Source organism: Ancylobacter vacuolatus (assembly GCF_030813595.1).
Lineage (GTDB): Bacteria > Pseudomonadota > Alphaproteobacteria > Rhizobiales > Xanthobacteraceae > Ancylobacter > Ancylobacter vacuolatus.
In genome coordinates this window covers 201,267-222,638 of record NZ_JAUSUH010000010.1, presented here as the reverse complement: position 1 = coordinate 222,638, position 21,372 = coordinate 201,267, and the positions used below count along the sequence as shown (strand labels likewise).

At 63.5% G+C, this 21,372-nt stretch carries 27 protein-coding genes and 1 tRNA gene; 20 read left to right on the top strand and 8 right to left on the bottom strand.

What is annotated here, in order from left to right; translation table 11 throughout:
* The first annotated feature begins 118 nt into the window (after window positions 1-118).
* From J2S76_RS19180 to J2S76_RS19115, 14 genes are all read left to right on the top strand, one after another.
* Complete coding sequence (locus tag J2S76_RS19180; RefSeq protein ID WP_307063071.1) at window positions 119-724, top strand: hypothetical protein; 606 nt, start codon at window positions 119-121, stop codon at window positions 722-724.
* Between the two features lie 64 nt (window positions 725-788).
* Entirely contained in the window at window positions 789-1,331 is a 543-nt protein-coding gene (locus tag J2S76_RS19175) for a hypothetical protein (RefSeq protein ID WP_307063069.1), read from the top strand.
* A 1-nt stretch (window position 1,332) separates the two neighbouring features.
* The gene (locus tag J2S76_RS19170; protein WP_307063068.1) at window positions 1,333-1,773 is read left to right on the top strand and encodes a hypothetical protein; all 441 of its coding nucleotides are present in this window, start codon (window positions 1,333-1,335) and stop codon (window positions 1,771-1,773) included.
* On the top strand, window positions 1,763-2,497 hold the full coding sequence (locus J2S76_RS19165) for an ATP-dependent Clp protease proteolytic subunit (RefSeq protein WP_307063066.1): 735 nt from the start codon (window positions 1,763-1,765) through the stop codon (window positions 2,495-2,497). Before J2S76_RS19170 ends, J2S76_RS19165 begins: the two co-directional genes overlap by 11 nt.
* Entirely contained in the window at window positions 2,494-2,673 is a 180-nt protein-coding gene (locus J2S76_RS19160; RefSeq protein WP_307063064.1) for a hypothetical protein, read from the top strand. Before J2S76_RS19165 ends, J2S76_RS19160 begins: the two co-directional genes overlap by 4 nt.
* Window positions 2,674-3,020: 347 nt before the next feature.
* Window positions 3,021-3,778 (top strand): IS5 family transposase gene (locus J2S76_RS19155; RefSeq protein ID WP_307063063.1). Its coding sequence is split into 2 segments (ribosomal slippage): window positions 3,021-3,354 and window positions 3,354-3,778, totalling 759 coding nucleotides; the frame shifts between segments, so codons are not numbered across the junction.
* A gap of 12 nt (window positions 3,779-3,790) precedes the next feature.
* Window positions 3,791-4,006: a hypothetical protein gene (locus J2S76_RS19150; protein ID WP_307063061.1), complete on the top strand. Its 216-nt coding sequence runs from the start codon at window positions 3,791-3,793 to the stop codon at window positions 4,004-4,006.
* Window positions 4,006-4,521: an HK97-gp10 family putative phage morphogenesis protein gene (locus tag J2S76_RS19145; RefSeq protein WP_307063059.1), complete on the top strand. Its 516-nt coding sequence runs from the start codon at window positions 4,006-4,008 to the stop codon at window positions 4,519-4,521. The genes J2S76_RS19150 and J2S76_RS19145 overlap by 1 nt, the downstream gene beginning before the upstream one ends.
* Entirely contained in the window at window positions 4,518-4,853 is a 336-nt protein-coding gene (locus J2S76_RS19140; protein WP_307063057.1) for a hypothetical protein, read from the top strand. Before J2S76_RS19145 ends, J2S76_RS19140 begins: the two co-directional genes overlap by 4 nt.
* Window positions 4,853-6,439 (top strand): phage tail tape measure protein, encoded by a 1,587-nt coding sequence (locus J2S76_RS19135; protein ID WP_307063055.1) that lies wholly within the window; start codon window positions 4,853-4,855, stop codon window positions 6,437-6,439. Before J2S76_RS19140 ends, J2S76_RS19135 begins: the two co-directional genes overlap by 1 nt.
* Entirely contained in the window at window positions 6,436-7,098 is a 663-nt protein-coding gene (locus J2S76_RS19130) for a hypothetical protein (RefSeq protein ID WP_307063053.1), read from the top strand. Before J2S76_RS19135 ends, J2S76_RS19130 begins: the two co-directional genes overlap by 4 nt.
* A gap of 178 nt (window positions 7,099-7,276) precedes the next feature.
* Complete coding sequence (locus J2S76_RS19125; RefSeq protein ID WP_307063051.1) at window positions 7,277-7,615, top strand: response regulator; 339 nt, start codon at window positions 7,277-7,279, stop codon at window positions 7,613-7,615.
* Window positions 7,612-7,833 carry a hypothetical protein gene (locus J2S76_RS19120; RefSeq protein ID WP_307063049.1) on the top strand — a complete coding sequence of 74 codons (222 nt, stop codon included), beginning with the start codon at window positions 7,612-7,614 and terminating at the stop codon, window positions 7,831-7,833. Before J2S76_RS19125 ends, J2S76_RS19120 begins: the two co-directional genes overlap by 4 nt.
* A 52-nt stretch (window positions 7,834-7,885) precedes the next feature.
* Window positions 7,886-8,638, top strand: a complete 753-nt coding sequence (locus J2S76_RS19115) for a DUF5131 family protein (RefSeq protein ID WP_307063047.1) — start codon at window positions 7,886-7,888, stop codon at window positions 8,636-8,638.
* Here J2S76_RS19115 and tcmP read toward each other — a convergent pair.
* The 4 genes from tcmP to J2S76_RS19095 all read right to left on the bottom strand — a co-directional run bounded on the left by tcmP (window position 8,593) and on the right by J2S76_RS19095 (window position 11,634).
* Entirely contained in the window at window positions 8,593-9,510 is a 918-nt protein-coding gene (tcmP, locus tag J2S76_RS19110) for a three-Cys-motif partner protein TcmP (RefSeq protein ID WP_307063045.1), read from the bottom strand. The genes J2S76_RS19115 and tcmP overlap by 46 nt on opposite strands.
* Before the next feature lie 112 nt (window positions 9,511-9,622).
* Complete coding sequence (locus J2S76_RS19105; RefSeq protein WP_307063043.1) at window positions 9,623-9,829, bottom strand: hypothetical protein; 207 nt, start codon at window positions 9,827-9,829, stop codon at window positions 9,623-9,625.
* Window positions 9,830-10,541: 712 nt separating this feature from the next.
* Window positions 10,542-11,237: a hypothetical protein gene (locus tag J2S76_RS19100; RefSeq protein WP_307063041.1), complete on the bottom strand. Its 696-nt coding sequence runs from the start codon at window positions 11,235-11,237 to the stop codon at window positions 10,542-10,544.
* Window positions 11,238-11,478: 241 nt separating this feature from the next.
* Window positions 11,479-11,634 (bottom strand): type II toxin -antitoxin system TacA 1-like antitoxin, encoded by a 156-nt coding sequence (locus J2S76_RS19095; protein ID WP_307063039.1) that lies wholly within the window; start codon window positions 11,632-11,634, stop codon window positions 11,479-11,481.
* Window positions 11,635-11,746: 112 nt separating this feature from the next.
* Between J2S76_RS19095 and J2S76_RS19090 the strand changes: the two genes are divergently transcribed.
* The 4 genes from J2S76_RS19090 (at window position 11,747) to J2S76_RS19075 (ending at window position 13,970) form a co-directional block, all read left to right on the top strand.
* Complete coding sequence (locus tag J2S76_RS19090; protein WP_307063037.1) at window positions 11,747-11,944, top strand: hypothetical protein; 198 nt, start codon at window positions 11,747-11,749, stop codon at window positions 11,942-11,944.
* A 3-nt stretch (window positions 11,945-11,947) separates the two neighbouring features.
* The gene (locus J2S76_RS19085) at window positions 11,948-12,382 is read left to right on the top strand and encodes a hypothetical protein (protein WP_307063035.1); all 435 of its coding nucleotides are present in this window, start codon (window positions 11,948-11,950) and stop codon (window positions 12,380-12,382) included.
* Between the two features lie 162 nt (window positions 12,383-12,544).
* On the top strand, window positions 12,545-12,907 hold the full coding sequence (locus tag J2S76_RS19080; RefSeq protein WP_307063033.1) for an excisionase: 363 nt from the start codon (window positions 12,545-12,547) through the stop codon (window positions 12,905-12,907).
* Between the two features lie 70 nt (window positions 12,908-12,977).
* Window positions 12,978-13,970: a tyrosine-type recombinase/integrase gene (locus tag J2S76_RS19075; protein ID WP_307063031.1), complete on the top strand. Its 993-nt coding sequence runs from the start codon at window positions 12,978-12,980 to the stop codon at window positions 13,968-13,970.
* Window positions 13,971-13,993: 23 nt separating this feature from the next.
* Here the strand turns inward: J2S76_RS19075 and J2S76_RS19070 are convergent.
* Window positions 13,994-14,069 (bottom strand) — tRNA-Ile (locus J2S76_RS19070).
* 366 nt (window positions 14,070-14,435) lie between these two features.
* Between J2S76_RS19070 and J2S76_RS19065 the strand changes: the two genes are divergently transcribed.
* A complete protein-coding gene (locus J2S76_RS19065; protein WP_307063029.1) occupies window positions 14,436-15,170 on the top strand; it encodes an SIMPL domain-containing protein in 735 nt (244 codons plus the stop codon).
* A gap of 40 nt (window positions 15,171-15,210) precedes the next feature.
* On the opposite strand, the gene J2S76_RS19060 is transcribed toward J2S76_RS19065, so the two are convergent.
* The 3 genes from J2S76_RS19060 to J2S76_RS19050 form a co-directional block, all read right to left on the bottom strand.
* On the bottom strand, window positions 15,211-16,176 hold the full coding sequence (locus J2S76_RS19060; protein ID WP_307063027.1) for a diacylglycerol/lipid kinase family protein: 966 nt from the start codon (window positions 16,174-16,176) through the stop codon (window positions 15,211-15,213).
* Between the two features lie 173 nt (window positions 16,177-16,349).
* Complete coding sequence (locus J2S76_RS19055) at window positions 16,350-17,489, bottom strand: hypothetical protein (RefSeq protein WP_307063025.1); 1,140 nt, start codon at window positions 17,487-17,489, stop codon at window positions 16,350-16,352.
* Window positions 17,490-17,712: 223 nt separating this feature from the next.
* Window positions 17,713-18,699 (bottom strand): tetratricopeptide repeat protein, encoded by a 987-nt coding sequence (locus J2S76_RS19050; RefSeq protein WP_307063023.1) that lies wholly within the window; start codon window positions 18,697-18,699, stop codon window positions 17,713-17,715.
* Between the two features lie 309 nt (window positions 18,700-19,008).
* Here J2S76_RS19050 and J2S76_RS19045 point away from each other — a divergent pair, with 309 nt between their 5' ends.
* Window positions 19,009-21,351, top strand: a complete 2,343-nt coding sequence (locus tag J2S76_RS19045) for a TonB-dependent receptor (RefSeq protein ID WP_307063022.1) — start codon at window positions 19,009-19,011, stop codon at window positions 21,349-21,351.
* The last annotated feature ends 21 nt before the right edge of the window (window positions 21,352-21,372 follow it).

Genomic DNA, 21,372 nt, shown 5'->3' with positions numbered 1-21,372 from the left:
CACGTTGCAGAACCCCGGCGGTGCCGCCAGCCCACCGCCGTGAAACAGGCCGGAAACTCTAGCCTCCGGCGGTCCAAAGAATGGGGGCGGATCAATCAACAGGACGGACCGCCCTACCGTGGACGAGATGCTGGCGGCAGCAAGCCGGGCCACATTCACCCGCCGTCGGATTGCCCGTGGCGTGTGGGAGGATCCAGTGCGCGCCCCCGGCGGATGGTGGCTGCGGGATGGTTTCGCGTACCTCGGCGATTTGCTGTTCAGAGCGAGCAAGCTCATCCGGTGGGGAACCGACAAGCACGGCCAACTGCTCTCCCCCTACGAGAAGATCACGCTGTCATCCCGCGGCGGCAGGCGGCGTGGCGTGCCGGGCACTCGCCAGCGGATGGCGGTGGACATCGGGGGAGACTGGGACGGCCTGCACCAGAGCCAGGCCGTGTCGCTCGACGATCGGCGCGGCGACGACGCCTTCGACAGCATGGCACGGCTCGCCGAGGCCAATACCGCTCGCCGGCATGTCGGCCCGCACCATGCTGAAGTTCTGGACTTGGCAATCTCCAGCGCCACGGCCCGCCAGATCGGAGAGGCATTGGGGCATCACGGGAAATATGCCGAGCGCAAAGCCATCCGGCTTACAGACGAAGCCCTTGTCGAGTTTGGCGTTCATTTCATGACTGAGGCGCGCAACGACAATATTCCTGCAGAAAATTTTGCGGAAGCCGCCTGATCGTGTGCCCTCAACGCCGATTTCAAGCACCTATAGTGGAAGACCTAGTCAAACTTCCATCTCCATGGAACTTGGCCCCGGCTTCGTGCCGGGGTTCTTTTTCGCTCAAAACTTATCCGCTGGAAAAAAGATGGCAACGAAATCGCAATGCGTGGCGATCGCGTCGCGCGTGCTGCGCGTGCCGCATGCCCGGCAAGTGTTCGCAACTGATCGTCTTCGTCTGGCGGGACACCTACCGTCAGCCCAAGGCGCCATCGTCGATCTAGGGCCGCGTGAAGTTGCGCTTATCATCATTGCGGGCCTGCTCGGCGAGGCCGCCTCAGATCCTCGCCACGTCGTGCGGTTCGCCACGATGCGGGACACGGCTGGCACGTTCAACGAAGCCCTGGCTGCGCTGCTGACCATGCCCAACCAGATGATCCGGCTCCACCTCGATGCCGCCGGCAGCGCCATGATCGTCACCGATGCGGGCACCCGCCACTTCGGCCAGCCTGACGATGACGCCGTATCGCGCCTCACGATTGTCGACGGCGACACCTTCCGCCGCCTCGCGGCTGACATCAACAATGCGCCCCGCCTTCGCGCCGGGCGGCCTCCTAGGGAATAAAATGGACCTCAAGATTTCAGCCGCCATGCAGGCGGCGCGCATCGCCGTAACCGCAGCCCGAACGGCGCGCGACGAGGCCCGTGAAAACGAGCGCCGCACCGTCGCGCGCTATACAGCAGGCCACACCGCCATTGCCGACGTGCACGCCGCCGAGGCGGAAGTCGCAACTGCGGAGGCCCGCCTTGACGATGCTCGGCGCCGCTATGCAGAGGCGCGCGAGAAGTCTGAGCCGCGTTTTCTCGACAGTCTGGCTCCCGTCGCGCGCACCCTGCAGGATGACCTCGCTGCTATTGCGGAACGGCTCGACACGGCGATCGAGCCGGCGCGCCAAGCGGATGCCTTCGCCACCGCGCACACGCTGCCAACGCCGCGCATCGTGGCTCAGGCCAAGCGGGTGGCCGTCCTCGCGGCTGAACTGCGGAGCTTGGCGAATGGTCAGTAGGACACCCAAGCTCGACCGGGCCAAGCGGCTGCTGCGAGCAGCCGCAAAGCCTGCCCCGAAGGTCAAACCGTCGACCACGAACGCCGCGTTCGTCGCCCTGCGTATTGAGGGCGATGTCGATGACGCGATGGCGAACCGCGTTGAACGGCAACTCGCGGCCAACCCCAACGCCAGCACCATTTTCATGCACGTAAACAGCCGCGGCGGGCTGCTGATCGCTGGCCGCCGGATTTTCGACGCCATCCGCAAGCACCCCGCCGGGCGGAAGATCGCCCATGGCCGTGGCACCGTCGCATCGGCCGCGGCGCTGATTTATGCCGCCGCTGATGTCCGGCGGCTGGAGCCTGGCACACAGGTTCTATTGCATCGAGCCGAGGCTGGTTCGCCGGTAGCATCGCAGCGCCTAACCGCCGGACGCTGCGAAGCGATTGCCAAGTCCCTCGCCAGTGTCGACGCCGAGATTGCCGAGGTGCTGGCATCGCGTTGCGACGCCCCGCTGGCTGTAATCCGTGCCGAAATGCGAACCGAGAAGGCGATGCCGCTCGCGAAGGCGGTGTCGATCGGGTTCGCACATGAAGTGGTCGGCGAGACGCCGCCACTATCTGCATCGTGGCCCGCCCAGGCGCGCGCCGTCATGTCCGCCGTCAAGCGGTTCACGGTCGGTGCGGCGGCAAGCCGGTTTAGCAATGGCTACCTCCACGCCTGTCGGGTGGCCGGACGATGAGTGACCTTGAGCAACGTGTCGCCGCTCTTGAAAAGGCCCTCGCCGACCTGTTGCGCTGGCAGGCCGAATACGACGCCGCCGACGCCGCGGCGATGGAGCGGTACCGCGCGATCGACTTCGGCCCCGCCGTCGACGAAGCCTGCCTCCTCGCGGGGCTGGATCCGGTCGACCGGTGACGGGGGGGGGCCAGATTCCCTCCCATCGCGTCGCAGCCGGACCGGCAGGGGTCAATCGCGCACATCCCTGCAATTCAGAGCATGGGGCCAAAATAGAAAATGGATACCAGTTGAGATGCCTCGACCTCGCAAAAGCCTTGAAGCCGCAAGGATTTCAGGCGCCCTGGCTGTCAATCCTGGCCGTTACAAAAACCGAACCGAGCCAACAGTCGCCGACCCGGTCGGCGAACCGCCGGACTGGCTGAACCCCGCCGCTGCTGATGCCTGGAATGCACTAGGGCTCGGACCCATAAAGCGGTTGGCTTCGCCAGCCTGGTGTGATTCACGGCTTCCGGGAGGAGGCGTGGATGAATCGGGATCGTTTCTGGCTTACGGACGCGCAATTCGCACGGATTGAGCCGCATTTGCCGACTGATACGCGTGGCAAACCGCGTGTTGATGACCGCCGCGTGATCAGCGGCATTGTCCATGTCCTGAAGTCAGGCGGGCGTTGGATCGACGCGCCGCCCGACTATGGGCCGCGCAAAACGCTCTACAACCGCTATGTCCGCTGGGCCGCCAAAGGCGTCTGGGTCGATCTCTTCCATGCTCTGGCGAGTGCCGGCGGCCCTCCGGCCCAGGTGCTTATCGATAGCTCTGCCGTGAAGGCGCACCGCTCGGCTTCGGGCGGAAAAGGGGGGAGCGTAACCAGGCCATCGGCCGCTCGCGCGGCGGGCGCACGACCAAGATCCACGCGCTGACGGATCGCCAGTGCCGGCCCATTGCCTTCCTCCTCACCGGAGGCCAGGTCGCGGATTGCACGGCGGGATCGGCTCTGCTGAAGCAGATGCCGCCAGCGCACATTCTCCATGGCGACAAGGGCTACGACAGCAACGCCATACGTCGCCAGGTCGAGGAGAGCGGCGCCATGCCTAATATCCCGCCCAAGGCCAACCGGCGCTGGAAGAACTGTTTCTCCCCCGTGCTCTACCGGAACCGAAACGCCATCGAGCGCATGTTCTGCCGCCTCAAAGACTTCCGACGCGTCGCCACGCGGTACGACCGGAACGCCGTCAACTTCCTCGCAGCCGTCTGCATCGCGGCCACCGTCAGCTACTGGTTATGAGTCTCGACCCTAGTGCCGACGCTGCCGTGGCTCAACGCGAGCCATCGCGGGATCGTCAGCATCACCGCCATTTTGGCCGCGCAACTCGCCGCCGGCACTGCCGGCGTGCCTGCCCTTCAACTGCTTCGCCAGTGCCTCAATTCGCTGTGCGCCACCCCTGTTTCGGCGAGCAAAGTCATGATGCCGACCGCTCCAAGCAGCGAACCGGGTGAAGAGTTTTTCGATTGATGAAGTCCACCGTGAAAATCAGCGGCCTTCGCGAGGCGCTTAAGGGGCTCGATCAACTCAAGAAATCCACCCAGGTCGGTGTTTTGAACAGGGTGCTCAAGAAGGCAGCCAAACCTGTAGAGGTAGCTGCCAAGCGCGACGCCCCGGTCGACAGCGGCGCCCTAAAGGAATCGATCGGCACCGTCATCGTCCGCCGCAACGCTGGCAAATCAGCCTTCGCCGCGGCGATGCGTGGGGGCGAGTCCCGGCAGGATGCGGCAGCCGCAGCCCGTAAGGCCAACTCAGCGGCAGCTGGCCGCGGTGCCAGCGCCACCGTCCGCGTCCGCGCCACGGCGCCCCATGCTCACCTGGTGGAGTTCGGCACCGTGAAGATGGGAGCCGAACCATTTCTCGGCCCGGCCCTCCGCGCCGAGCGCGACGACATCACGAAATCAATTGCGGCCGACATCGAGGCCGAAGTCGCCAAAACCGCCAAGAGAATAGCGGCGCGGGCGGCCAAGAAGGGTACCAAATGACGACAACCGGCGCAGCGCTCGTGCTGCACTTCGATATTCCCCGCATGGCGGCCGCTGAGCAGGCCTTGGGAATGACAATTGGCGCCATCGTAGCCGAAGCTCAGGCGAGCGACGGGGTGTCGTTGCGCGTGTTGCGGACCCTCATCGCAGTCGGCGCCGCGCTCAATCAGACGGAGCGGATGCTGTCGCGCTTCATGGTGTTTCACCTCGATGACCTGAAGCTCACCCACGCCGACGCAGCCATCAAAAAGCACGGTGTCTCCGCCTGCGCTTCGGCCGTCGGCAACGCCCTTGGCGTGTTCCTCGCCAGTATTACGAAGGAACCTGCCTAATGGCAGTCAACGCGGGTGGGGTCTACGTCGACCTGGGCCTGAATAGCGCACGTTTCCAAGAAGGCCTTAAAGTCGCGGGCAAGCAACTCGACAAATTTGGTAAGGAGTCTGGCAGGGTCGGCGGCGTCATCCGCGGCGCATTCGCGGGCATCGGCGATGGGCTGAAACTCGGGCTTGCCGGACTCGGCGTCGGCGGTTTGTTTGCTGGCGCCAGGACTGCCGCCGCTGATCTGGCGCAACTGAATGCCGAGGCACAGAAAGCCGGCGTCCAAGTCGAGAAATTCCAAGAGTTGGGCTACGCAGCGCAGGGTGCGCTGGTCGGCCTAGATGCCATGGCGGACGGCCTGAAGGAGCTACAGCTTCGAGCGGATGAGTTCGTTGTCAGCGGGGCCGGAAGTGCTGCGGAAGCGTTCCAGCGTCTTGGCTATAATGTCGCTGATCTCAAGGAAAAGCTCGCCGATCCGTCGGACCTGTTCGAAGAGATTATCGAAAAGCTTGGACGGCTGGACAAGGCCAGCCAGATTCGCGTCAGCGACGAGTTGTTCGGCGGATCTGGTGGTGAGCAGTTCCTGCGGCTGATCGACCAGGGCTCTGGTTATATTGCCAAGATGCGGCAAGAAGCTCGCGACACTGGCAACGTTATTGATACCGAACTGATTCAGCGGGCCGTCGAGATCGACCGCGCCTTCGCGAAGCTGTCCACCACGATCGGTACCAATCTCAAAGGCGCCCTGGTGTCCGTGGTCGCCTTGATGCGCGACTTCTCCGACATGCTCAATGCGACGGAAGCGCAGTCGAACAGCACGCTCCAGCGCCGTATCGATCTTCTCAAGGCCGCGGCCGACAACATGCAAAAGTCGACGCCGGCCTTCGTGATGGGCGGCGGGCAGCAGGGTATCGATCGGCGACTGGCCGAGGCCGCCGAACTGCAGAAGCTGCTAGACGGCAAGCCGCAGCGCGTCACCATCAACCCTACCGGCGGAATGGGCGACCTTTCCAAGGTCAAGACGCCAGCGGGTGACGCGGCGGAACGCCTGGCGAAGGCCTACGACCAGATCGTGCTGTCCGCCGAACAGCGCATTACCCAGATGGGTGTTGAGCAGCAGGCGCTGGGGCTGACGACCGGCGCCGCTGAGTCCTTGCGCGTGAAGCAGGAACTCATAAACGAGCTCACCCGCGCCGGCATCAAGCTCACGCCCGAATACGCGGCGAAGATTGACGAACTGGCGGCGCGATCGGGCCAGGCTGCCGAGGCACTGGAAAAGCAGGCTGCGTCGCAGGCGGCGCTGGTCGACTCCATGGATGAAATCCGCGGCACTGCCTACGACGTCCTCGGCGGCTTCGTGTCCGACATCCGCAACGGCGTTTCAGCGGCGGACGCACTCTCGAACGCCTTAAACAGTGTGCTCGACAAGATCATCGAGATCGGCTTGCAGCAGGCTCTGACCGGCTTGCTCGGTGCGCCAGGGACGGCTGGCGGCGGGTTCCTGTCTTCGATCCTCGGCGGCGGCGCCAAGCTCCCCGGCCTCGCGGACGGCGGCTACACAGGGCCGGCAGGCTTCTCCATCGAAGGGAAATTGCAATGAGCGCGATGCTGGCTGTGGTGCAGAGCGACCGTATCCACATCATGGCGGACGCGGCGACCTATAACCCGGCGGACGGTGTCGTCACGGCGTTTCGGCACAAGATCGTCCCGCTCCCCATGGCGAATGCCGTGTTCTCGCTCCGCGGCATCACGGGCTGCTTCCTGGAGTTCTATAAGGCGTGCCTCCTCGCCGACTATGAGGGTTTCGATGGCTTCCGTCGTGCCGCTGACGATGTATGGGCGGCCTTCGAAGCCGGGCTACCGGAGGGCATGGACTGCGAGATCTTAGTCGCCGGCTGGTCCGACCAACATGCTCGCGGCGAGGTGTTCTACCGCTGCACCGACACTGTGCATGACAACCTGCCGGCCGGGTGCTGGTTCGTCCTTGGCAATCGCTGCGCGTTCGGCGTCGACCTAGATGACATCGCCGAGGCTCATGTGTTCGATCCTGTCGAGCATGGCGTGCCGGCCTTCGAACGGGCACGTGCGCATATCGACGATCTGTCCTGCGGTCGAGGCGAGCCAGTTATGGGCCACGGCATCGGTGGCTGGGTATCTCACGTTGGGATCGTGCCGGGCCTGATGCCGGATGGCGACGTACTGCACGTGTGGGACGACGTGGTGGGCGAGAAGATTGATCCGCTGCGGCTGGCCGCATAGCCGGGGACGGGCGGCCCGCACGATGCAGCGCAGGTTGGGCCTGCGCGGGAGCGACGTGGCGTAAAGGGCACCTAGCCGGGCGCGCCCGCAACCGCGCCCGGCCACCTGACCACGGCTCGGGCGAGAAATGGTCGGGCGGGTTCCTATAGCGCAGGCGTGTGACGCTGGGGAAGGTTCCTTGCTCACCTACGTTGCTTACTTCAGGATCGTTCCGCAAGCGGAATGCCGCTTGTTCCTCTTTTGTTCTCATGCGATCCATGACGGCTTGACGGAGGTCGCCATGGTCCAGCGAAGCAAGAGAAGCCTATCGGCCCATGAGGCCGGGCAGATGCGGAAGGAATTGCAAGCATTCCACCACCAGGTGCGCGTGTGGTGCGGGACGGTGCCGATCGGTGGCACGGCGTATGTGGCGTTGGAAAGCCTGAACAGCGCTCTCATCCTGATGGATCGCCAGTTGCAGGGCGCGATAGACGGCGAGCGTAAAGCGTGGCCCGCCGGACACGAGGGGCTGCCATGATGGGCGGAGTGGACGGGGCAGCCGAGCCGATCGATGTCACGGACGACGACGTCAACACCGCGCTAGAAGCGTGCGGCGGGGACGCGCGGGCGACCATCAAGGCGCTTCTGATCGCCGGGCAGTTCCTCGAGCGCGAGCTCGACGAGGCGCGGCAGGAGGCGTCGCGGGGGTATGTGAGGCGGGGGCCGGTGCGGCGGGAGGTGGGGCCGGCTCAGTAGGCACACTTCTTAACCACATTGATTCAGCATATCTGGGCAATGGAGGCCTGTCATGGCTGAGACAACGATTGAATGGACCGACGTAACGTGGAACCCGGTGGCAGGGTGTTCCATCATGTCGGCGGGCTGCACCAACTGCTACGCCATGCGAATGGCAGCGCGGCTGGAGGCCATGGGTGTCGAGAAGTACAAAGGGCTGACGCGCAAAAGTGGCGGTCGCGCGAAGTGGACCGGAAAGATTTCGCTCGATCATGCCGCGCTTGGGGCACCCCATCGCTGGAGCAAGCCGCGGCGTGTTTTCGTCAACTCCATGTCAGACCTTTTCCATCCCGACGTACCCACCACCTTCGTGCGCGAAGTTTGGCGCGTCATGGCGGAAACCCCTCGGCACACCTATCAGATCCTGACGAAGCGACCCGATCGGATGGGGGAGACGTTGCATGGCGAGGGCCTCAACGTCCTGCCCAACGTCTGGCTCGGAACTAGCGTCGAGGACTCCCGTGTTCTCCATCGGCTTGATGAGCTCCGGGGAGTGCCAGCCTCCGTGCGGTTCGTCTCATATGAGCCTCTAATCGGATCGGTAGCAGGCGGAAACTTGCAGGGCATCCATTGGGCAATCGTCGGTGGCGAATCCGGTCCCAATGCTCGGCCGATGGATCCGCTATGGGTCGACGAGATATTCGACCAATGCACCGATGCAGATGCCGCATTCTTCTTCAAGCAATGGGGCGGAAAGAACAAAAAGGCGGCGGGCCGAGTCTATCGTGATCGCGTATGGGATGGTTTGCCAGAGTTGAGAATATGACTGGCAATATTTTTCGCCAGGCCAATAGCCTTCGGATCGTTGTTCGATAGAGCAAAGTACAACGAAAATATCTGAGGCCGCCGAACTGGCGGAAGCGCAAATGGCTCCAGAACCATTGGGAATATGGTCCTTAAACGCTTCGTTACGTATTTTTCTAAGCCGGCAACATCTGCGATCCTCTGGCGTTCATGCTTGCTCTCTTGGCCGAAGAGATCAGTATAAACCTCTTCACGCTGATACAGCTCAGCCTCCCATTCACTTGTGCCCAACATTCGCGTAATTGCATTTCTCTTATGCTGATCTATTGCTGAAATATTGCGAGCAGCTTGTCGAAATAGCCCTGAAAGAGAAAACAGATACCATACGTCGATTGCCCCCGTAGATGCGATGCACTCAAGTGTCTTCCAGTCGACGTTCATCCCGTACGGATCCAGAAATATAACCGCCCTGGTTCCTCGCCAGTCGGCGAGATGCAGTTGGCTTTGAATTATTTCGTTGGCGTCACCCTGAAGTACGAAAATATCTCTCGTTGGATGCTGTTGCTTTAGCTCAACTAGTGCATCGTAATGCTTCTTTCTCTGCTCCATGAATATAAGACGATCAAAATTCGGCTGAACGTCCAGAGCTATACGCGCCGAACCACGCTTTCGGTCGACGGTTTCTTCCTTCGCTTCACCGAATATATTAGCGCCAGTCGCGCCGACCTTTATCGTTCGGGAGCCTGTTCCTGCGAAAGCGTCGATATACCAGATGCGGGGGAACTTTCCGCGTAGCGCCGTTGCAAAAGCCTGGATGTACTTCTCAAGGAGGCGTAGCTTCGTTTCTGTTACGTCCTCGGACCCAAATTCGTGACTGTCGTCTACTTCAGTCATCGGCCGCTCCCAGCGATTCGCTGAGAATACTCGGACGGCACCATGGCAGTCGACAAGAATTAGTGCTCTGGCGTCGCGCCAGAGGCCACACAGCAGCCCCTGGCGCCTTACGTCACAGCCGGGCAGCGAACTCCCGCACCTCGTCGAGCGTGGCGTCGTACGGGCGCTGTGTGGCCCCCAGCCGCACGGTGTTGGTGTCGTCCGTTACGATGTAGCCCGGCCCATATTCGTTGCGGGTCCAGTGGCGGGCGGGTGTCTTCTGCAGGCGGAAGCCGGCCTTGGCGAGACGACGGCGGATAGCGGATTCGGAAATGCGCATGGTCATTCTCCTGATTATGGGGAGTGCTGACTTCGATGCGCTGAGAGCCGGGGCGGATCAGTCATGTCCGCGGCGGTCACTTCGCCTCCACCCTCATGCAGAAGGCTTCGCAGGCGAACTTACGATGCCGGAGACCGTGGCCCTCGTCAAGGCTGGCCGGGGCCGTTTTCCTCAGCAACTACCTGGCGCGAGGCCGATCTTATCCGCTCTGAAGAAATATATAAAACCAGCGGGATCTTCGGAAGCAATCCTATCCGCGCCGACCTCCACTGAAGAAGCAAGAGTGTATTTTTGGGGTGAGTATTTTCCCCAAAGCGGAATCTTATTTCTTTATGTGGAGAAACTATAATCTGTCGATCATTGTGACGCGCCTCGTTAATCGCGCTGCCTACTGCTGCCCTGGTGGACGGCGCATCGAAATTCAGATGCATGCCTTTTGGAAATGTGCGTATCCGCTCCACAACTATTGAGTGGATGTCTTCGTTTTTAATACTTAGAAACAGGCAGTCCAAATTCGACGGGCTGGACACTAGGAGAACACGCGGCCATCCGCTGGTCAGGGTTCTAAGGCCGAGGAGGGTGCTCAGGACGGCTCCCCAAAGGGAGAGCCAGAATGTAATTCCCCCGGACATGATCGCGCCCCCTCCGTCAGAGGTAGCAGCGTGCCATGGCCACAACCGGCTGTCACGCTGCGCTGCGGTGGGTGAGATTTTTAAGGGGACATCCTGAGGAGACTTTCCGGAGAAAGAATGCGCTTTCCGACACTAATATTCATGAATAAATTCGATGACTCTTTGAAATTAACCGCCGCTCCGTCACGCACCAGGGTCAGATCGGCTAGGACAGCATTCAATGTTAAAGCTGCCGTAGTCGTCTTCTTATCAATGTCATGACCAAAAACCTCGACCATAACCCCCACGGGCGTGCCGCCTCCCCACATCACTTGTGCAGGCTCGTCGTCCACATCCCAGCCAGCACGGATTAGCATTGTAGCGATGTCATTGCATAGAAAGCGGCTTTCTGGATCTCCTAGCAAGCAATTCAAGTGCGCTTTCTGCCCAGCATGGACGCTCAAGGTCGCTGCGGCATCCGACATTTTATCTGGCGTGATCAATCTAGGTGCGAGTTTTTGTTCAAGACGCAACCGATCCGACCGCTCTCTTTCGAGTTCAAGCTGGAGAGAAAGGTTTGTCTGCTCTATTTCAACCGTACGTTGATTTGCTAACTCTGCACCTTGATTTGCTCTGGCTGTTAATAACTCGTTTGATGCAATTCTCTCATCAGCATATCGCGCTATAGTTGCGTTGGATATGATGGATCCAATAGTTCCGCCTAGAGCGAGGATAGCCCCAATAATTAACGATATATTTGATATACTTGATACGAGATTGGCAATTTCTAAAGGCATCTGATGGCTACATTCAATGTAGTTGGTGTAATACTGATTATCCTACTTAAATACGCTGCAACTTGGTCGTTGGGGTGGTCCGCTGGTCAAAAGATGGAGCGAGGCCGATTGCAGCGATCAAATGCGAATCGTGCGTGCAAATCCAGTAAATACGCTCGCATCTCTCCGTGAGATCGCTGATGGCCGTTACGCTCAAGCGCCTATAGACATTCCGCGCCTCTTTCTCAGTCGACGCCTTGGTTCACTGCTTCGGCAATAGTCGACGCTGCTCTATGTCCTTGATGATCAGAAGTTCGACGTAGGCAGAGACCGTTCTTCGGTCAGCCTTTGCCGCTTCCTCAAGCGCTGCCTTTAACTCAGGTGGGATGCGCAAGGCGAGGTTGGCGGTCTTCGCCATGTACGTGTCCTCTCAGGTTAAGTCGTACTGCGATGTAATGCATTTCTTCGTTGACGACCAGAATTTCCTATGTCATGCATTGTACTGCAATGCATGACATGGGAGCCAGCTCATGCCCACCCTTATCCCCGCCACCCGCGCAACCAATGATGAATTGCGCGACACCTTGGAGCGCCAGGTCGCCGCTAAGATCTGCGCGATGTTGCCACCGGACGACGAGGCGGCGCGCCGCATCCTGGCGCATGCCGGCGTCTTCCTCGAACGGTTCACCTCCATAGCGGCGATCCGCGCCTATGCATTGGAGGGCTGAGCGATGAACATCCGCACCCCCACCGACATCGATCACGCGATCGCCGCTGCCTGCGAGCTGCACGACATCCGTGCCGGCCAGACCGGCACGGCGCCTCCGCGGCTCCCCTCCAACCCCGACCGGCCTTCGGATAAGCCGCCCGTGGAATTCGAGGCAACGGAAGAGGATAGAATTCTGTCTGTCTTCCCCTTCATCACGATGACGTCCGCCGGCCGCGATTTCTGGGCCGTCGAGCCGACCGGCAATTGGGCAACCGATTGTGCCGTCGCCAAAGCCCATGCAGCCACGCTGGCGGCAGCGTTGGGCGAGGATGGCTGCAGCCACCTTGTCGGCAGGCTGCTGCTTGGGTGGACGCTCGAAGCCATCGCCGCGAAGGGCAACGCCGCGCACATGATCGGTTTTGCCAGCGGCGTCAGCTGGGTGCTGACGCGGCATTGACTGGCCGGGCCTTGATGGACGCGCCGCCCGCCGCCGGTACGCCTCGTGTGTTTTGGCGTACCGGCGGCGGGGAATGAGGACAGCGGAGGGGTAGTTTACCTAAAAATGGCACGGCGGCGCCAAAGCAACCACTATTGTGCCGATCTTCCACCGGAGGCGTCAATGACAGTAGCCGCTAACGACAACATTGATCCCAACATGCCGCTCCGGCTGGTTGATGCCGTGCGTTACGGTTTCCCATTCGGCGGAATGACAGCTGCCGGACTGCGCCGCGAGGCGGCACGCGGACGCCTTGCGATTGAGCGAATCGCGAATAAGGACTTCACCACCCTTGCCGCGATAGAGGAGATGCGCCGCCTATGCCTCGTCCAGCCGCCCAAGCTCGCCTGTGGCTTCGAAAGGAGCGGATCGACCGGCGCACCGGGAAGCGGATCGCCAATGCACAGTGGTTTATCAAGGACGGTGCCAAGCGTGTCCCCACAGGATGCCCTGAAGGCGAGGCTGGAGAAGCGGAAAGGCGCCTAGCCGCCTACATCGCCGACAAGTACCAGCCTGATCGGCGGGTACGGATATCGAGGCGATCGACGTCGCCGACGTGTTGTCGATCTATGATGCCGACGCGCGCGATCGGCAGGCCAATCAACGGGTCTTTGATGCCTCGATTGAGCGTCTGAATGACTGGTGGGGCGGCAAGATGCTCGCCGACGTGAACGGCGCCAACTGCCGCGCCTATGTCGAGCACCGCAAAGGCGAGTACCAGAAGCGCCGCAGGAAATCGAACGCGAAGACACCTCCGAAGGCGGACGGTGGAGTCGGCGGCGCGTGCCGTGACCTCGAGGTGCTCCGCGCCGCGATAAATCACCACGCCAAGGAAGGGCTTCACCGTGGCGTGGTCCGTGTTGCGCTTCCCCAGCGAGGCGCGCCCCGCGATCGCTGGTTGACGCGATCGGAGGCGGCGCGCCTGCTATGGACTTGCTGGCGCACCAAGGAAAAACAGCGCCGGCACCGCGGCACCGAAGTGGGCAAGGTGCTGGAGACCGACAAGCGCCCGCTGCGCCACCTCGCGCGGTTTATCTTGATTGGCCTGTACACGGGCACGCGCGCTGCCGCGATCGCAGCCGCATCACCGACGAGAGGCGAGGGGAGGTCGTTCGTCGACCTTGAGCGGGGCATCTTCTACCGACTCTCAGAGGGTAAGCGCCCCACGACCAAGCGTCAGACGCCCGTGCCGCTGCCTGATCACCTCCTGGCGCACATGCGCCGTTGGGCAGAGCTCGGCATCGCGAAAGAGCACTTCGTCGAGTGGCGCGGCAAGCCGGTGCAGTCCGTTAAAACCGCATTCGCTTCTGCAGTGGATAAGGCCGGCCTCGATGGCAACGTTACGCCGCACACGCTGCGCCACACGGCCGCTACGTGGCTCATGCAGAACGGCGTGACGGTTTGGGAGGCTGCCGGCTTCCTCGGCATGTCGCCGGAGATGGTCGAAAAGACCTATGGCCATCACCACCCGGACTACATGAAGGGCGCCGCCCAAGGCTTCCGAAAGAGGCGTATCGGTGGCGATAACGGTGGAGATAAGAAAGGGTAGGGTGGCGAAGTCATTGAAAAGATTGGTGGGCCCGGTAGGACTCGAACCTACAACCAGACCGTTATGAGCGGTCGGCTCTAACCATTGAGCTACAGGCCCGGCCGGCGGCGCTGTGCGGCGCGCGGGCGGGGGAAACTAGCAAAGGGATGCGCCCGCGCCAACCGGGTCGCGGCGGCCGTCCACCTTGGCGTGAGGGGTGGGCCCGCGCCGGCGGGAAAGAAGGGCGCGCAGATCGGCCTCGGGGCTTTGCGCGACCGCCGAAGTGCGGCCATAAGCCACCGCCGCAGCGCCGCCCTGCTCGGTTGCGCAGCGCGGCCGACCTATCTCAGTAAGGTTGCCGGTCTCGCCGCCGCAATCCCGCCGCCTTCGCGCGGTGCTCTGGCGTGCCGCACCGTCAGTGCGTCAGCTCAGGGACGTGCCGGCCCCATCGACGCCTGTCCCGGCAGTTTCAAGGAAGTGAAAGACATGAAGCTCCTCCGCGCCACCGCCTGCGCAGCTTTTCTCGGCGCCGCCGGGTTGTTCGCCAGCCTGTCGCCGCTCGCCGCGCAGGACCTCGCCCCCAACGCCCGGCGGGCGACGCTCTCGGTCTCTGGCGAAGGCCTGGCCAGCGCGGTGCCCGATATGGCGACGCTCACCTCCGGCGTGGTGAGCGAGGGCAAGACGGCGCGCGAGGCGCTCGACGCCAATTCCGCCGCCGTGGCGACGATGATCGAGGCGATCAAGGCGGCGGGCGTCGAATCACGCGACATCTCCACATCTGGCTTTTCCGTGCAGCCGCAATACGCGCCGCAGAAGAAAGAAGGCGACCCGCTACGCATCGCCTCCTACCAGGTGAACAATGCCGTCACCGTGCGGCTGCGCGATCTCGGCAAGCTCGGCGATCTGCTGGACCAGCTCGTCACCAATGGCGCCAACCAGATCAGCGGCATCGCTTTCGATATCGCCGACCCCGCCAAGCTGGAAGACGCCGCCCGAGCCGAAGCGGTGAAGCAGGCGCGCCACCAGGCCGAGATCATCGCCCAGGCGGCCGGGGTGCGGCTGGTGCGGGTGGTGTCGATCGCCAGCGATGCCGGCCCGCAGCCCATGCCGCGCATGATGATGGCGGCCCGGGCGGAGAAGATGGATTCGGTGCCGGTCGAGGCCGGCGAGACGCAGGCCCGCGCCGGCGTCACCGTCGTCTACGAGATCGAGCCGCTCTGAGCCGGAGGGCGGGCAGGCGAGCGCCGAGCGGCGCGGTGGCTCAGGGCTGGGCCGTCTCGGGCGTGGCGCCGGAGGCCCCGGCCGTTGCTGCCGTCCGGGTCGCCGGCCCACCATCGGCGGCGGGCGGGATCAGCAGCTTGAGGCCGCGCGGCACGATCTTGTAGGTAAGCGGCATGTCCTCCCGGCCGAGTTCACCATCGGTCGAGACCCAGGCACGGGCCCGATTGGCGCGGCGCAGCACGATTTCCCGGCCGGTCAGGCTGATGATGCCGGGATTGTCGCGCCAATTATCCGTCACCATGTCGGCCCCCGCCTTCAGCAAAGCGAGGCCGCCGCGATCCTCGGCGACGGTGAGTTCGAGCACGCCCTCGTCGAGCCGGCTGCGCCGCCAGCCCGGGCCGGTGAAGCGGTTGACCGACAGCAGCGCGGCGAAAGCCTGAAAATGGTACGGCGTGCCATCCACTGTCACGTCGAGGTCGAAGCGGCCGCTGCGGCGCAGCGCATAGAGGGCAGCGATCGCCACGGCAAGAAAACGCCAGAGCTTCCAGCGCCGGGCGGTTTCGCGGGCGCGGGCCATCTGGCTGAAGAAGCCCATGCCGGAAATGGTGTGGAATCGCCGCCCGTTCAGCGTCGCCACATCGATCTCCGCCACTTTCGCCTCGCTCAGGGCGTGGAGCGCCGCGTCGAGCTCGCGCGGCATGCCAATATCGGTGGCCAGCAAATTGAGCGTACCGAGCGGCAGGATGCCGAGCGTCTTGTCGGAACCCTCAAGGCTCTGCACCGCCAGGCTCACGCTGCCATCGCCGCCGCCGACGATGACGGTGTCGTGCTCGCCCTCACCGGAGGCACGGATGGCCTGCACCAGGGCCTTACCGCGCAGGAGGCGCACCTCGACCGTTCGCCCTCCGCCGTCCAGCCCGTCGGCAATGTGCCGGCGCACCTCTTCGGCATTACGGTCCAGCAGCGTGCCGGCATTGGCGTTCAGGAGGACGAGGAGCTGGGCCATGGGGAAACCGGATTGGGGGGAGCCACGAGATACTCCCCTGCAATCGCGGCGGTGCAAAGACGTTCCGTCACGTCAGCGATGAAGTTGGCCAATCGGCGCCATCTGAACGGCTGACACGCGAAAAGGGCCGCCCCGGCTTGCGACGGGACGGCCCTTCACAGGAGCGGCTGGGGTCAGCCGCCGACGAGATCGCGGCACAAGGCGACGATGCCGGAATCATAGGCGCGCGGCTCGGACAGGACGCCGGTGCAGCGCACCTTCTTGGCCGCCATGTCGGAGTTGCCGGCTCCCGCGCCGGCGCCCGTGCCGCCGGCCGAGGGACCGCCGGGGGTGCCAGGACCCCCAGGACCACCGGGTCCGCCGGGATTTCCGCCGCCACCACCGCCAATACCGATACCAACGCCAACGGCCGCAGCGTTCTCACCGCCGACATCCACATCGGCGGCGGCGCGCAGGCCGCGCGGGCCGCCCAGCGTGGTGCGGCTGGTGACATCCACCGCCTGCGCCCCGCCGATGGTGGCGCTATTGTTGCTGTTCAGGCCGCGCGGGCCGAGGGCGCTCACCCGCGCATCGACGCCGACCGGGCGGGCGCGGGACGAGCCGACCGCGATATCGGCATGGACGCCGCGGCGACCGAGAACCTTGGCGTTCACATCGGCGATGTTGCCGCTGGTGCTGCGGCCAAAGCGGAGCGGGCGCTGGCCGGGCTTGAGCAGGTCGATCTGCAGGCCGACCACATTGGCGGCCACCGGCGCCCGCCCGGTCACGGAGGTGCTCGCGTCGCCGCGGGCCGGCCGGCCGGCCGCTTCGCCGACGCTGCCGACCGTCGAGCCGAACCCGCCGCCAACGGCCGAGCCGAACCCGCCCGTGGCGGCCGAAACACCGCTGCCCACGCCTGATACGGCACCGCCGACGCCGCTTACCGCGCCGCCAACCGCGCCACCGAGCCCGCTTCCGCCGGCACGTGCACTGGCCGCATTGCCGGCTCGGCTGACGCCCGCACCGACCCCGGACAGTGCGCCGCCGGCCGCGCGGCCCACGCCGGAGACGGCGCCACCGACCGAGCGGCCGAGTCCGGAGGCGGCCCGTCCGGCCGAGCCGCCGAGGCCGCTTTTCCCGCCGCTCCGGCTGGCGCTCGAACGGCTGCCCATGCCGCTGCTTGTGCCGCTGCCCGCGCTTCCTGCCGAAGAGCCCCGATCGCCGCCGCCATCGCCGCCCCGATTGCCGCCGCCGAGCCCGCCCAGCCGGGCTTCGGCCGGGGCGGTCGCCATCACCAGGCAAGCGGCGAGAAAGCCGGTGCTGATGAGGCTCAATCCATGCCGTGTTGTATCCTTCCGCTTCATAACGCTCTCCCTGTTCGAGACAGTGGCGTCATGGCTATTGCGCCCGGCGCCGACAGAACAAAGCGGAGTTTCGAGCGATGGTTGCAGGGGGAAGGACGGGATAAGATTGGAAGATATGAATAATACTGGAGATTATGTCTGTGGCGGTAGCAAAACGCCTTTGAGAGGTTTTGAGGTAAGGCGAGCTGGATCGCTATGACTTATTTGTGATCGGCCGTGGGCGCGACGGCGGGATGCCAAATAGCTGCCTCAGGGCTGAGAGCAGGTATTGCGCCCGACGTCTGGCGGGAGAGAGCCGGGGCAGGAAGGGGGCGGGAGACGCTTCCAAGGCACTGTCGGCCACCATCCGTCTCGCCTCCGCCTCACGGGCGCGCCGAAAGGCGCCGGCCGCGCCTTCCGGGTCGAGGCTGCCGCCAAGCCCTTCCGCCAGCGCGCCGCCGAGCACGCGCAAATCCGCCGGCGCACCGCTCAGTGTGGCGCGTTCCAGCGCCCGCAAAGCGAGGCGCCGCAGCTCGGGTTGCGGCGCTTGCCGAAGGGCGGCGCCGACATGGCGGCAGAAGGCGGGCACGCCGGCCTCGATGCAGCGGGCGAACCACGGGATGGCGAGATCGACCCGGCCGCTGCGTTCCAGCAGCAGGCGGGCATAGTCGAACTGGCCGCGATAATCGCCGCCCTCCGCCCCCCTTCGATACCAGCGCAGCGCCGCTACCGGGCGGGCCGGGCGTTCCCAGCCAAGTTCGAGAGAGCGGCCGATCATGGTGGCCGCTTTCGCGGCAGCGTCGGTTTCTCCACCACGGGCGGCGCGCACGTACCAGTGCAGAGCCTGCGCCCGGTCGGCAGCGATCCCCCGCCCATCAAGCAGCAGCGTGGCGAGGTTGAACTGCGCCCAACCATAGCCGGCTTCCGCCGCCTCCCGGTAATACGGCGCCGCGCGCGCCGGAGCGACGGGCACGCCCCAGCCGAGTTCATGGCAGCGCCCGACCATGTTGATGGCTTCGGTGCTGCCGGCGGCGGCGGCGAGCTGGAACCAGCGCAGCCCCGCTTGCGGGTCCCGCGTCACGCCGTGACCGTCGACCAGCATCTGCCCCCAGGCGATCTGGGCGTTGACGATGCCCGCAAGTGCCGCCGCCTCCACCCAGTGGGCGGCGGCGCGGGGGTTCTCACTGATGCGCGCGCGCAACAGTTCGGGGCCAATTTGTGTCAACTCTGTGAACGAAACCCAGCCGTTCCGCATCCCGTCCTGCCGCTCGCCGCCCTGCTGAAGCGCCGCGTCCAGGCGTCGCCAGCGCTTAATATCCTTATGCTGCCTAATCTCAAGCCAAATCACCCACAGATTTCACACGCTTCTTTCATGTTTTAATAATTAAAAACAATAGTTTTGAATCAATATACATTTTCTATGTTTGAATACGTAAAAAACATAGCGTTTGAAGACATTGTGATTCGTGGATATTAGGCAAAATGAAGAAACATTAGGGGCTGGAGTCTGATGAAGTCGTTGAAGTCACTGCGCGATGCTTCTCATAATACCGCCTGGACGGCTGGTCTTGCGGTGACGCTGTCGACGCTGCCGCTGTTCGCCGCGCAGGCGCAGCAAGCCGCCGCGCCGGCCCCTGAAGAGGAACTGCCGACGGTCACGGTCGAGGGCGAGAACGCGCCGGACAACACGCTTGAGGGCACGACCGGCATCTCGCGTCTGCCCGGCCGGATCCAGGACATTCCCCAGGTCGTGCAGGTCATCAACCAGCAGACCATGCAGGAGCAGGGCGTCACTACGCTGGAACAGGCGCTGCGCAATGTGCCGGGCGTCACCGTCGGCATCGGCGAGGGCGGCGGCGGCATGAATGGCGACCAGTTCCGCATCCGCGGCTTCCAGTCCAAGGGCGATGTCTACATCAACGGCCTGCGCGATTTCGGCGTCTATGTGCGCGACAGCTTCGCCTATGAGAGCGTCGAGGTGCTGAAGGGCCCGTCCTCCGAGAGCTTCGGCGCCGGCACGACGGGCGGCGTGATCAACTCGACGCTGAAGCAGGCGCATATTGGCGACAAGTATGATTTCGAGGGCCAGTTCGGCACCGGGCCGCTCTATCGCGGCGTGTTCGACATCAACAAGCAGCTCAGCGACACCTCCGCCTTCCGCATCGTCGGCATGGTGAACGAGCAGGACGTGGCCGATCGCGACCATGTCGAATCGAACCGCTACGGGCTGATGGCCGATCTCGGCTTCGGGCTCGGCACCGACCAGACCCTGCACCTCAACTATCTCTACCAGAACGGCTCGCGCACCCCTGATTACGGCGTGCCGATCCTGACGCCGCGCTTTGGCGACGCCGCGCGCTACGGCTCGCTCGGCAAGCCGGTGACGGAGTGGGGCGTTCCGCGCACCACTTTCTACGGCAAGGTGACGGACCATGACGACACCGAAGCCAACATGTTCACCGCGAACTTCAAGCGCGAGGTGAATGACTGGCTCACCATCACCAATGATTCCCGCGTCGGTTATTACACCCGCGACTTCGCGACGAGCGTTGCGGGCTGCGCCAACAGCCCGAGCGGCGTGACCACCCCGACACCCCAGCAGTATGAAGGAACCTGTACCGGCCAGTTCTTCGCCGGCAACAACCCGGCGATCGCCTTTGGCGGCGGCAATCCCGGCTTCGACCAGACCAGCTGGTCGGGCCAGAACGTCACCACCGCCATTGCCAAATTCAACACCGGCTTCCTGCGTCATGAAGTGGTGGCGGGCATCGACATGTATGTCGTCGATGACGAGCGCACGCTGATTTCGGTGAACGGGTCGAAGGGTACCTCGACGATCTGGAACCCGGTCTACGCCAACACCACGGGCTATTTCCTCTATCCGAACCCGCTGGGGAATAACGGCCAGCGTGAATCCACCGCCACCGATTTCGGCGCCTTCGCCAGCGACCGCATCTGGCTGACGGACCAGCTCTCGATCCTCGGCGGCATCCGCTATGACAGCTATTCCGCCGATTACAGCGTCTGGTGCGTCGATCCCAACGGCACCAGCACGACCTGCGAGGACAGCAAAGGCGAGTGGGTGAGCGCCCAAAGCACGACCCAGTTCTCCAGCCCCAAGGCCAGCATCATCTGGGAGCCGAGCGCCAACCAGACCTACTATGCCTCCTGGGCGCGCTCCTACTCGCCGCAGGGCATGTTCCCGACCAACGACATCACCGTGGTCAACCCGACCCAGAACAACCTTCAGCCGGAAGAGAACGAGACCTACGAGATCGGCTTCAAGGTCTCGACGCCGGATGGGCGCCTCGGCTTCACCGGCTCGCTGTTCCGGGTCGACAAGAGCAACGCCTTCTATGTCGACCCCTTCACCTTCGATACGGTGGAGACCGGCGAGAACCAGCGGGTGCAGGGCGTCGAGCTGGGCATCACCGGCAACATCACCCGTGCCTGGGTGATCCAGGCGGGCTACGCCTATTACGACAGCGAGATCCGGACCTCGACCACCGCCGACTATGTCGGCAACGAGGTGCCGTTCGTCTCCGAGAACAACTTCACCCTGTGGACGACCTATGAGCTGACCAAGGATGTGCTGAGCCAGATCCCGGGCAAGCTGCTGGTTGGCGGCGGCATCACCTATGCCAGCGAATACTATACCAACAGCGCCAACACCGCGATCATTCCGGAAACCTTCTCGCTCGATGCGCTGGTGTCCTATGAATACGAGAATTACCGCATCGCGCTGAACGCCTACAATCTGACCGACGAACTGAACTATGTCGCCGGCTGGGGCAACCGGGCGGTTCCCTCTTCGGGCCGCACCTTCACCCTCACCGTCGGCGCGACCTTCTGACGAGTGCCTTCAAGACCTGAC

Excerpts from the sequence above, each read along its gene's own strand:
- J2S76_RS19090 (WP_307063037.1), top strand. The coding sequence starts at position 11,747 with ATGCCCACCCTTATCCCCGCCACCCGCGCAACCAATGATGAATTGCGC.
- J2S76_RS19145 (WP_307063059.1), top strand. The coding sequence starts at position 4,006 with ATGAAGTCCACCGTGAAAATCAGCGGCCTTCGCGAGGCGCTTAAGGGG.
- J2S76_RS19160 (WP_307063064.1), top strand. The coding sequence starts at position 2,494 with ATGAGTGACCTTGAGCAACGTGTCGCCGCTCTTGAAAAGGCCCTCGCC.
- tcmP (WP_307063045.1), bottom strand. The coding sequence starts at position 9,510 with ATGACTGAAGTAGACGACAGTCACGAATTTGGGTCCGAGGACGTAACA.
- J2S76_RS19130 (WP_307063053.1), top strand. The coding sequence starts at position 6,436 with ATGAGCGCGATGCTGGCTGTGGTGCAGAGCGACCGTATCCACATCATG.
- J2S76_RS19100 (WP_307063041.1), bottom strand. The coding sequence starts at position 11,237 with ATGCCTTTAGAAATTGCCAATCTCGTATCAAGTATATCAAATATATCG.
- J2S76_RS19060 (WP_307063027.1), bottom strand. The coding sequence starts at position 16,176 with ATGGCCCAGCTCCTCGTCCTCCTGAACGCCAATGCCGGCACGCTGCTG.
- J2S76_RS19140 (WP_307063057.1), top strand. The coding sequence starts at position 4,518 with ATGACGACAACCGGCGCAGCGCTCGTGCTGCACTTCGATATTCCCCGC.
- J2S76_RS19095 (WP_307063039.1), bottom strand. The coding sequence starts at position 11,634 with ATGGCGAAGACCGCCAACCTCGCCTTGCGCATCCCACCTGAGTTAAAG.
- J2S76_RS19065 (WP_307063029.1), top strand. The coding sequence starts at position 14,436 with ATGAAGCTCCTCCGCGCCACCGCCTGCGCAGCTTTTCTCGGCGCCGCC.
- J2S76_RS19085 (WP_307063035.1), top strand. The coding sequence starts at position 11,948 with ATGAACATCCGCACCCCCACCGACATCGATCACGCGATCGCCGCTGCC.
- J2S76_RS19115 (WP_307063047.1), top strand. The coding sequence starts at position 7,886 with ATGGCTGAGACAACGATTGAATGGACCGACGTAACGTGGAACCCGGTG.
- J2S76_RS19105 (WP_307063043.1), bottom strand. The coding sequence starts at position 9,829 with ATGCGCATTTCCGAATCCGCTATCCGCCGTCGTCTCGCCAAGGCCGGC.
- J2S76_RS19170 (WP_307063068.1), top strand. The coding sequence starts at position 1,333 with ATGGACCTCAAGATTTCAGCCGCCATGCAGGCGGCGCGCATCGCCGTA.
- J2S76_RS19045 (WP_307063022.1), top strand. The coding sequence starts at position 19,009 with ATGAAGTCGTTGAAGTCACTGCGCGATGCTTCTCATAATACCGCCTGG.
- J2S76_RS19080 (WP_307063033.1), top strand. The coding sequence starts at position 12,545 with ATGACAGTAGCCGCTAACGACAACATTGATCCCAACATGCCGCTCCGG.
- J2S76_RS19135 (WP_307063055.1), top strand. The coding sequence starts at position 4,853 with ATGGCAGTCAACGCGGGTGGGGTCTACGTCGACCTGGGCCTGAATAGC.
- J2S76_RS19120 (WP_307063049.1), top strand. The coding sequence starts at position 7,612 with ATGATGGGCGGAGTGGACGGGGCAGCCGAGCCGATCGATGTCACGGAC.
- J2S76_RS19165 (WP_307063066.1), top strand. The coding sequence starts at position 1,763 with ATGGTCAGTAGGACACCCAAGCTCGACCGGGCCAAGCGGCTGCTGCGA.
- J2S76_RS19175 (WP_307063069.1), top strand. The coding sequence starts at position 789 with ATGGAACTTGGCCCCGGCTTCGTGCCGGGGTTCTTTTTCGCTCAAAAC.